This is a genomic window from Rhodococcus sp. LB1, from assembly GCF_001583455.1.
In the GTDB taxonomy this organism is placed as follows: domain Bacteria; phylum Actinomycetota; class Actinomycetes; order Mycobacteriales; family Mycobacteriaceae; genus Rhodococcus_F; species Rhodococcus_F opacus.
Genome location: NZ_LTCZ01000034.1, coordinates 58465 through 68250, shown reverse-complemented (window position 1 = coordinate 68250; position 9786 = coordinate 58465). Strand labels below are relative to the sequence as shown.

At 68.5% G+C, this 9786-nt stretch carries 8 protein-coding genes; 2 read left to right on the top strand and 6 right to left on the bottom strand.

Going from position 1 to position 9786, the window contains the following annotated elements; genetic code table 11:
- Positions 1-85 precede the first annotated feature (85 nt).
- The 4 genes from AZG88_RS06695 to AZG88_RS06680 are packed head-to-tail and all read right to left on the bottom strand — an operon-like array spanning position 86 to position 6938.
- A complete protein-coding gene (locus AZG88_RS06695) occupies positions 86-3307 on the bottom strand; it encodes an acetyl-CoA carboxylase family protein (RefSeq protein WP_061697275.1) in 3222 nt (1073 codons plus the stop codon).
- Complete coding sequence (locus AZG88_RS06690) at positions 3304-5013, bottom strand: AMP-binding protein (protein ID WP_061697274.1); 1710 nt, start codon at positions 5011-5013, stop codon at positions 3304-3306. Before AZG88_RS06690 ends, AZG88_RS06695 begins: the two co-directional genes overlap by 4 nt.
- A gap of 33 nt (positions 5014-5046) precedes the next feature.
- Complete coding sequence (locus AZG88_RS06685; protein ID WP_025433299.1) at positions 5047-5673, bottom strand: TetR/AcrR family transcriptional regulator; 627 nt, start codon at positions 5671-5673, stop codon at positions 5047-5049.
- 26 nt (positions 5674-5699) lie between these two features.
- Complete coding sequence (locus AZG88_RS06680; protein ID WP_061697273.1) at positions 5700-6938, bottom strand: cytochrome P450; 1239 nt, start codon at positions 6936-6938, stop codon at positions 5700-5702.
- A 250-nt stretch (positions 6939-7188) separates the two neighbouring features.
- Between AZG88_RS06680 and AZG88_RS06675 the strand changes: the two genes are divergently transcribed.
- Positions 7189-7749, top strand: a complete 561-nt coding sequence (locus AZG88_RS06675; RefSeq protein WP_082833246.1) for a TetR/AcrR family transcriptional regulator — start codon at positions 7189-7191, stop codon at positions 7747-7749.
- Here the strand turns inward: AZG88_RS06675 and AZG88_RS06670 are convergent.
- Positions 7727-8266 carry a nitroreductase family deazaflavin-dependent oxidoreductase gene (locus AZG88_RS06670; RefSeq protein ID WP_082833247.1) on the bottom strand — a complete coding sequence of 180 codons (540 nt, stop codon included), beginning with the start codon at positions 8264-8266 and terminating at the stop codon, positions 7727-7729. The two genes, AZG88_RS06675 and AZG88_RS06670, sit on opposite strands and share 23 nt — an antisense overlap.
- 181 nt (positions 8267-8447) lie before the next feature.
- On the opposite strand from AZG88_RS06670, the gene AZG88_RS06665 reads away from it, so the two are divergent.
- Positions 8448-8915, top strand: a complete 468-nt coding sequence (locus tag AZG88_RS06665) for a DUF6069 family protein (RefSeq protein ID WP_005250936.1) — start codon at positions 8448-8450, stop codon at positions 8913-8915.
- Here AZG88_RS06665 and AZG88_RS06660 read toward each other — a convergent pair.
- Positions 8912-9562: a TetR/AcrR family transcriptional regulator gene (locus AZG88_RS06660; protein WP_005250937.1), complete on the bottom strand. Its 651-nt coding sequence runs from the start codon at positions 9560-9562 to the stop codon at positions 8912-8914. The two genes, AZG88_RS06665 and AZG88_RS06660, sit on opposite strands and share 4 nt — an antisense overlap.
- Positions 9563-9786 lie beyond the last annotated feature (224 nt).

Here is a 9786-nt window from a genome sequence, read left to right as displayed (position 1 = left end):
ACCGGCACCCACCTCGGCACCAAACACCCGCACCCGGACCGCCCTCACTCAATTCCGCAACAGCCCCGCGGCGGTTAACAAGTACTCACGGGCGCCGGAGGCGCACGATCCAGGCACGGGAGTCGGCCGGATCGATCACGTCGTCGAGTTCGAAGATCGTCGCCGCGTTGAGGGCCTTCCCGTGCTGGTAGGCGGCGTCGACGAGTTGCGCGAACGCGGTGTCGCGCTCGGCGGGGTCGTCGATCGCCTCGAGCTCCTTCCGGAATCCGAGCCGCACCGCGCCTTCCAGTCCCATGGCCCCGATCTCGCCGGTCGGCCACGCGACCGTGAACTCGGACGCGTGGAAGGAGCCGCCCGCCATGGCCATCGCGCCGAGTCCGTACCCCTTGCGCAGGATGATCGTTCCGTACGGCACGGTCATCCGCGCGCCCGCGACGAACAGTGTGCCGAACCGGCGAACCGTGGCCTCCTTCTCCGAATCGGGGCCGACCATGAATCCCGGTGTGTCGCACAGTGAGACGACGGGCAGGCCGAAGGATTCGCACAGCTCCAGGAAGTGGGCCATCTTGTCCGCCGCGACCGCGTCGATCGCGCCGCCGAGGTGGTGGCTGCTGTTCGCGACCAGCCCGTACGGTGCACCCTCCACCCGGATCAGCGCGGTGACGATGCCGACGCCGTGGTCGCGGCGTAGTTCGAGGACCGAGCCGACATCGGCGATGGATTCCACGGCACTGCGAACGTCGTAGGCGCGCAACCGGTTCTCCGGGACGACGTGGCGTGCGAGCCGCTCCTCGGGGGCTTCCCAGTCGGGGAGCGCGCCCTGGAAGTACGACAGGTACTTCTTGGCCAGCTCGACGGCGTGCGCCTCGTCCCGGGCGAGCAGATCGATGACGCCGTTGCGCCGCTGCACGTCGACGGGCCCGATGTCCTCCGGCCGGTACACACCCAGTCCACCGCCCTCCACCATCGCCGGGCCGCCCATGCCGATGTTCGCGTCGGGGGTGGCGATGAGGACGTCGCAGACTCCGGCGAGGGCGGCGTTGCCCGCGAAGCAGCGGCCGGAGACCACCGACACCAGCGGAACCTTCCCGTTCAGTGCCGCCAGCGACCGGAAGGTGTTCAGGTCCAATCCTGCTGCCGGGCCGGCGTCGGTGTCGCCGGGCCGCCCGCCGCCACCCTCGGCGAACAGGACGACCGGGACCTGCTTGCGGCCGGCCAGTTCGATCACCCGGTCGGTCTTCGCGTGGTTCCGCATGCCCTGGGTTCCGGCGAGCACCGTGTAGTCGTACGACAGCACGACCGCCTGGGCCTCGCGCGAACCGAACACCTCACCGTTGATGGTGGCGAGCCCGGCGATCAGACCGTCGGCGGGGGTGTTCTCGATCAGGTCCTGCTCGGATCGGCGGCTGCGCTGCGCGGCCAGGACGAGTGGTCCGTATTCGACGAAGCTGCCGGGGTCGACCAGGTCGTCGATGTTGGCACGTGCGCTGCGCCGCCCGAGCTTCGTACGCTTCGCGATCGCGGCGGGCCGGGCGGCGTCGAGGGTCACCTCGTGCCGCTGCCGGATCTCCGCCAGGTCCGCGCGCTCACGATCCAGATCGGTTGCGCTGTCGGCGACGTCGCCGGCCTCCGATCCCGTGCGGCGGATCACGACCAGCGGGTCGCCGGCGTTGACGTTCTGCCCGGGCGCCACCAGATTCCGCTCGACCACCGCACCGGCGGGCGCGGCGATCACGTGCTGCATCTTCATGGCTTCGAGCACCACGAGCTGAGCACCCGACTCCACGGTCGCACCTTCTCCGGCAGCCTCCACGACGGTCCCGGCCAGGTGGGCGCGCAGCACGTCCTCACCCGCCCGCAACTCGAATGCCTCCGACGCCACCTCCGCCGGCTGGTGCACGTGCGCGGCGTCGACGAGCGCGCTCATCCGCTCGGCGAGATGGTCGGTGCCGACGATGCCGTCGGCGAAGCCGGGGTCCGCCAGAATCGCCCGGAGGAAGCCGATATTGGTGGGGACACCCTCGACGACGAACTCGGCGAGCGCCGCACCGGCCTTGCGCACCGCGGCCGAGAACGACGGGCCCCGCGAATGCACGATGACCTTCGCAAGGAGCGAGTCGTACCCCGGGCTCGGTGACAGTCCGGGCCGCCCGTACGTGTCCACGCGCACACCCGGTCCCGTCGGCGGGGAGAAGACAGACAGGGTGCCCGCGGCGGGGACGGCCTGACCGTCGGGGCGCATCGTCTCCATGTTGACGCGGGCCTGGACGGCGATTCCGCGCGCGGCAGTGGGAGTGCCCGACGTGTCGAGCCCCACGGCGCTGACGCCGTCGGGCAGCGAGAGTTCTCCGTAGTCGGCTCCCCGAGCGATGTCGATCTGCACGGCGACGAGGTCGATCCCCGTCACCTCCTCGGTGATCGTGTGCTCCACCTGGATTCGGGGATTGACCTCCAGGAACACGAAACCGTTCCGCGACACCAGGAATTCGACGGTGGCGAGTCCCCGGTACCCGACACTGGCGCACAGCCGGGCCGCGGCCTCGTGCAGTTCGCTGCGCAGTCCCGGGTCGAGCCCCTGCGCGGGGGCGATCTCGACGAGTTTCTGGTGGCGGCGCTGCACGCTGCAGTCGCGATCACCGACGGCCAGGGCCCGCGTCACGCCCGCCTGCGGCGCCGCCACCACCTGCACCTCGATGTGCCGGGCGCCGTCGAGAAGAGCCTCGGCGAACAGTGCGGGGTTGCCGAACCCGAGTTGCGCCTCGGACGCGCACAGCCGGTACTCCTCCTCGATCCGGTCCGCGCTGCGGACGGCACGGATGCCGCGACCGCCGCCGCCCGCGAGTGCCTTGATCATGATGCCGCCCGGGTGTTCCGTGAAGAACGCGCGGACGCCGTCCAGGTCGGTGGGACCGTTGGTCGCGGCGAGCACCGGCACCTTCGCGGCCACGGCGGCCTCGCGTGCCGACGACTTGTCGCCGAAGATGTCGAGCACTTCGGGGCTCGGACCCACGAAGACCAGTCCCGCCTCGGCGCAGGAGCGTGCGAAATCGGCGTTCTCGCTGAGGAATCCGTATCCGGGATGCACTGCCGTGGCACCGAACTCCGCTGCCGCGTCGAGAACGGCGCGAGGGTCCAGGTAGGCGGACGGGCCGGACCCGCGGAGCGCGACCGCTTCGGTTGCCGCGCGCACGTGGGGGCTGTCCGCGTCGTCCTCCGCGTAGACGGCGACGGTGTCGACCGACATCTCCTCGGCAGTGCGGATGATGCGGAGCGCGATCTCGCCACGATTGGCGACCAGCAGGGTCACTTGTACTCCTCGGCCAGAGCGAACAGGTCGGCCTTGCGGACCTTCCCGGTCGCCGTCATGGGTAGGGCGTCGAGCACCTCGACGGTAGGGACTTTGTAGGTGGCCATGTTCCGGGCGGCCCACTCCCGCAGTTCCTCACCCGAGACCTGACGGTCCGGCAGGAGCTGGACGAACGCGAACGGCACCTGGCCTTTGCCCGGATCGGGCTTCGGGACCACCGCGGCCGACTGGATGTCGGGGTGCAGCATGAGCAGTGCCTCCACCTCGGACGGGAACACGCTCATCCCGTTGGTCTTGATCATTTCCTTGTTGCGCGCCAGATAATGCAGTGCGCCTTTGCCGTTCAGCTTGCCCACATCGCCGGTCTGGAGCCATCCGCCGCGGAGCGCGGCAGCGGTGGCATCGGGTTTGCCGTAGTAACCGGTGAGCAGCGACGGACTGCGCACGATGATCTGTCCGGGTCGCCCCACCGGCACGGGCGCCCCGGCCTCGTCGACGATCAGCACGTCGGTGCCCGGAACCGGAAGTCCGCAGAACACGGGTTCGCTGAGCAGGTCTTCGTCGTCGGTCTGGAAACCGAGCGTGATGGTGTCGGCGGTGTGCGTCTCCGTCATCCCGTAGCTGGCCTCCCGCAGCACGTGTCCGGTGGCGTCGCGCCAGCGGCCGCGAATCGCGGGGTCGAGCTTGAGCACGAACGACACGGCCATCGCGTTGTCCAGGGTGGAGAAGTCTCGGTCGGTGAAGTCGGGCAGATCCATCAGTTCGACATAGTTGTCGACCGTCCCGACCATCGATGTCACACCACGACTTTCGACGAGCGTCGCCGCGGCCTCCGGGTCCCAGCGGTTGAGGAGCACGACGGTGCCGCCGTTGATCAGCGGATACAGGATGCCGAAGTCCTCGCCGGCGATCCAGAAGATGGGCAGGAACCCGAGGACCACGGGGGGAGCCTCGCCCACCTGCCTGCCGCCGGCCAGTGTCGCGGTGGCTGCGGTGTAGACCATGTGCGCCTGCGTGTGTTTGCAGCCCTTCGGCATCCCGGTGGTCCCACCGGTGTAGTTCAGTGCCGCCAACGCGTCGGGGTCCATCGGAATAGGCTCGGCACGGGGGGACTCCATGATCTCCGCCCAGTCGGTGGTTACGGAGGCGGCGGGGAACGGCGGTGTGACGCCGGGTTCGGCCGGCAGCAGGTCCGACAGGGCGGTGATCGCGACGTGCCGCAGCGCCGTCTGGCTGCGCACGGATTCGACCATGGCCGCGAACGAATCCTGCGTCAGCAGGATCTCCACGCCGGCGTCGTCGAGTTCGTACGCGAGTTCGTGCTCCCGGAACAACGGGTTGATCGGGACGTGGACGGCGCCGATCTTCAGGATCCCGAGCATGGCGACATGGAACTGGGGACAGTTGGTGAGATGGACGCCGACGCGGTCGCCGGCGGACGCGCCCCGCTGCAGGAGCCAGCCGGCGAAGCGGTCGGACAGTTCGTCGAGTTCGGCGTAGGTGATGGCACGACCGTAGAAGTCGATCGCGACAGTCTGCGGGCGTTCCGTTGCCCAGTGCCGCAGGTAGTCGATCACGGTGCGGCCCTCGATCGGGTACTCGACTGTCCGCGGTACCTGCGGTGGCCACGCGGCGTCCTGGAGTTCGCGTATCTCGGCGAGGGCCGATTCCAGGGCCGTGGGGTCACTCGAAGGCGAAGTGGGCATACCGAACTCCCGATTCTGTGCGGATTGTCGTTGTCAGGCGAAGCCGATGAGTCTTTCGGAGATGGCGGTCAGGTCGGCGGTGTACCGGCGCTGTTCGCGGGCCGTCGCGTCGACCAGCCGGGCGGCGCCCGCGAGCTGGGCGTCGGCGAGGGTCTGCGCGATGCGGGCGGGCGGCGCGCACGGCGTGACGTCGCACGTGGCGATGATGCGCTCGATGAACCGGGTGTAGCGGCGGATGAGCCGGGTCTGCACGGTGGTCCAGCTTCGGCCGACCTCGGGGTCGAGCCGGGCGCGGTGCCTGATCAGTTCGAGGACGCGTCCGTTGGCGTACACGGCTTCCACGAACGCTTTCGTCGTGGTGCGCAGCACCTCTCGCAGGTCCTCGCTCGCCGGTCCTTCCACGTGCTGCGACTCGAGGAATTCCTCGCACACGTCGGCGGCGACGGCGTGGAACACCTCGTCCTTCGACGAGAAGTAGGCGTAGAACGTTGCCCGCGACACTTCGGCCCGGGTGGTGATCACCTCGACGGTCGTCCGGTCGTAGCCGAGTTCGGCGAAGCAGGCGCTCGCGGCGCGGAGGAGTTCGCGGCGGCGGGGACCGTCGTTGTCTTTCCGCGCCGACCGCGCCCGCTCCTGAGCCTCACTTGTGGTCACGGTCACAGTATGTGTTGATGTTGACGTCAATGTCAATCAGCGCATGTCAGCTGTCCGATTCGGAGCGGGAGCGCGCTGTGGCGTCGCACGAACAGGCTGGAAACCCAACGCGGCTCGGCGTCGGCGGCGAGCGAGAAGCGGTCGGTCCGCTCGAGCAGTGCGGTGGTCGCGGCGAGCGCCTCCATGCGGGCGAGCGCCGATCCGACGCAGAAGTGGACGCCCTTGCCGAACGCGAGATGCGAACGGATGTGCGGCCGGTCGAGCACTATCTCGTCCGGACGCTCGAACACGGCCGGATCCCGGTTGGCCGCACCCCACAGCAGGAGCAGGTGGCTACCGGCGGGCAGATCGACGCCGCCGAGCGTGGTGTCGGCAACCACGTGCCGGTGATGCCCCCGGAACGGGGACTCGAGACGGAGCGCCTCGTCGAGGAACGCGTCGACGAGGGCGGGTTGCTGCCGGAGCCGGGTCTGCAGTCCGGGGCGGGTGGCGAGGAGGCGTGCAGCGCCCCCGATCAGCCCCGCGGTCGATTCGCCGCCCGCGCCGACCAGTTGGACCAGGACGAGCGTCGCCACGTCCTCGGAGAGTTCGCCTGCATTGCACGCGTGGGCGAGGACGCCCAGAAGGTCGGCGCGTGGGTCCGGCCTCGCCCGCACGAGTTCGGCCCGCAGATAGCCGGCCAGTTCCGCCGCGGAGGTGACGAGGGGACCGAGACGGTCCGCGGCGATGACCCCGCCGAGCATCTCCGTGCTGTCGTAGGCCCACGTCAGTAGCTGGGGTACGTCCGACTCGGGCAGGCCGATGAGATGCGCGACCATCGCGAGCGGAAGCCGGTCGGCCATCGCGGACGCCCAGTCGATCTGCCCGTCCCGCATTCCCTCGTCCCACAGACTGTCGACGAGCGAGTCCACGGCCGGGGCCAGCGCGCGGATGCGGCGGCCGAGCGTCGTGAGCACGAGTGTGCGATGGTGCAGGTGCGCCGGGTCGTCGGCGGTGGCCAGCACGTGCAGGGCCTGACCGCCGTCATCCAAGTCGAACGTCGCGGGCGGTCCCGACGGTTGCTGCACCAGCACACCGGTGAGGTTCGACGAGAAGACGTCGGTGCGGTTCGCCGCCTCGGTCACGAGATCCCACGGGGACACCAGAAAGAAGTCGGTGCCGGCGACGCGGTGGACGGGGGAGTGCTCGCGGAGTGTTCGGTAGAGCTCGTTCGGTTCGTCGAGATGGACAGGATCGAAGATGTCGATTCCGCGGGTCGGCGAGTGGGTCATCGAGGACTCCTTGTTGGCGGGAACCTGTTATAGATCACTACGGTTCGCGTCGAAGGAGGGTGATGTCAAGAGTGTTCCGCGGACTGCGACACCGCGGGTCAACAGCAATTTTGCCGGTGTCTCAGCGCGAGTGGATCCGGAAACATCGTCGCTGATCACGAAGTCGAATTGGAGAACATGTTCTAGAATTGTGTGGAGATCCGTCTCATGGTGAGGCAAAGTGAGAATGACGTGTCGAACGGTGGAGCGGGTGGAACACGCGGATTGGTTGACCGGTGGCAGCCGGCGGGCGCTCGCCGTCGAGCGGATTCATGCCGCCGCGGCCGACCTGATCCGCGAGCGGGGCATCGACGGCGTTGGTGTGGACGAGGTCGCCGGACGGGCAGGGTGCTCGCGCGCGACGCTCTATCGCTACGTCGGGGGCAAGCGGGCACTCGTCGACGCCGTGATGTCCCGCGCCGCCGGAGCCGTGGCGGACCACGTCGAGCAGTCGCTGGAGACTTTCGAGAACTCGGAGCGGATCGTCGAGGCGATACTCGCATCGGTGACCGCGATTCGCGCGGAGCCGACACTGGCGCGGTGGTTCACCGGGTCAAGGTCGAGAAGCACGGACGAGTACCTGGCCCGCGCACCCGAACTCGGCCGGGTGGCGATCTCGCTCACCCGCATCGCGCCCGACGAGGAGGCGGCGGGGTGGATCGTGCGCATCGTCCTGTCGCTGTTGACCTGGCCGTTGGACGACACGGCCGCCGAGCGTCATGCCGTCGAACGCTTCGTGGAGCCGGTCTTCAGGATTCGCGAATCTCCGTAGACGGTTGCGCGGGCTCGAGCACGAACAGCCGGAACTCGCGTCCACCGGACCGTCGATGCTCCATGAGGTAGCCGGGCCAGTAGTCGATCACCAGCTTCCAGAGATTCTCGCGTTCGTCCCCGGTGACCATCCGGACGCTCATGCGGGATTCGTGCGATCCGGCCTTCACGCGGGCTTCGTTCGCGGCACGTAGGTTCACCGACCACGTCGGGTGCTCGGGACGCCCCCAGTTCGAGCCGGTGACGATATACCCGTCCCCATACGGAATGCACAGCAGCGCCGTCGTGCGCGGGGTGCCGCTCTTGCGACCCGGGACCGTGACCTGCAGGGACTGCAGTCCGGCGATGCCGACGAGGCTCACCCGGTTGCCGGTCCACGCGCGCAGGTGCGACTCCAGCCAGATGATGATCGGCGCCATCTGCATCACCCATTCGCGGGTGCCGAGCCAGCGCGCGAGTAGGCGGAGGGGGTTGCGGAGCCCCCGCGGTCGGGGAGGTGTCGTGGGGGCAGGGTTCATGGTGACCATCTTTCCCCAGATGGCCGGCCGGAGCCGACTGCGATGAGTTTTGCGTTCTCCCCGGGTCTACCCGTTCAGGTCTCACCGACAAGACCTCGATTTCAGGCCTTGACCCAAACAATGGTTGAGGTTGCAGGATCGGTCAGTAGCAACTCGAGCCACTCGACAGGGAGAAATGAACATGTCCAGCACTGGAACCACGATTTCTGCAACCTCGACCTCACGGATCAACCCGATGACGCTCGAACTGAGCCGCCCGTGGGCGATCGCCGCGACCGCAATCGGCGCGCTCGTCCCCAACCTGGTGATCTGGTTGCTGGGACTGGCTGCCGGCGGTTCGTTCGAGATGACGGATGCCGGCACGACCAGCAGCGTGGCGCCAGGCGGTGTCGTCATCCTGACGGTCGTTCCGATACTGATCGGAATGACACTGGCCGCGCTGATCTCGCTGAAATGGGTGGCCGTCATCCGTCCGGCCGAAGTGATCGGCGCCCTGCTGCCGCTCGCGACGATCGCCCTGACCATTCAGGCCGACTTCGACACCGCCAGCACCATCGCGCTCTCGGTCATGCACGTGGTGATCGCAGTGGCGGTCGTCGCGGGCCTGGAAGCGATGCGGCGACCGCTGGTTCGCGCCGCGCACGTCTAGGGGGTGCTGTTCACCGGCGCATGAGCCTCGATGGTGAGTGCGATGTGCTCGACGATCCGCTTCTGCGAGATCTTCGGGCTGCCGGTGAGCCAGCGCTGGTACAGAAAGGCGATCGCCCCGAACAGGGCAATCGCGTTCAGCTGGGTGTTGACGGCGTCGCGGGGTGCGCCGTCGACACCCAGCATTGTCAGTGCCGCCGTCATGGGAGTGGTGAACTCGGTGACGAGTTGTTCGCCGCGCTGGGCCAATTCCGGCACGGATTGCGACTCGACGAACATGACGCGTCCCCGCCGCCGGTCCTGGGCGATGTAGCCGGTGAACGCCTTCACGACGTGGCGGACGAGTTCGCCGGGATCGTCGGGGCCCGTCTCGAGAGCCCCGAGCAGGGTGTCCCTCGCCCCCAGGACGACGTGGTCGAGGAGTGCGACGAGCAGCGCCTCGCGATTGTCGAAACTCTCGTAGAAGTAGCGCTCGGTGAGGCCCGCCTGGCGGCAGGTCGCGCGCATCGTCGTCGCTGCCGTTCCCTCGGTTCCCATGATCTGCAGGCCGGCCTCGATCAGTGCCGCACGCCTCGCCGCGCGGCGGTCGGCCGGCTCCCGGCCACGCCATTTGCGTGGCGCTCCACGTGGGTTCTCGCTGTCGGTCATGCCGTCATCGTCTCATCGATCCCGGTAACGATCGGGGATCCCCTCTCGCCCCACTGTTGACACCAGATGGCAACAGTCGTCCCGAATGCACCACGTGCCGCATCGAGCGGCATCAGGAGATCGTCATGACCACCACAGCGCTTCCGTCCCAACGACGTTCGGCGCGGCGGTGCGGAGCGGATTCCGGTTCGTCCCCGAGCGATGGCGGCTGACGCCGGTCGCCA